A 229-nucleotide genomic window follows, 5' to 3' on the forward strand; every position below is an offset into this window, starting at 1 on the left:
CATAGCCCGACGGGGAGATCAGCGCCGTCACACCCAGGAAGGGAGCCGCGGAGGTGTAGTCGCCCGCGATGGCCAACCCGGTCTGGAAACCGCTCAGCCCACCGCCGGCCGCGTAATAGTCGCTCGCCGTCTTGGTCCCGCTGCGCGCAGCCCGGCCGGTGATCGCGAGGCTGATCGCGACGAAGGCGAGGAACATCGCGAGCGCCATCGAATTCAGCGGCTGGCGTGT

Annotated in this window: 1 protein-coding gene; it reads right to left on the minus strand. The window is 69.0% G+C overall.

Annotated features, from left to right (window positions below; all coding sequences use genetic code 11):
- A partial coding sequence (locus AC0IY0_RS29170; protein WP_471766528.1) for a sodium:solute symporter family transporter occupies positions 1 to 208 on the minus strand: 208 nt, incomplete at its 3' end.
- Positions 209 to 229: the final 21 nt, after the last annotated feature.

The sequence above is a fragment of the Methylobacterium sp. AC315 genome, from assembly GCF_979253755.1.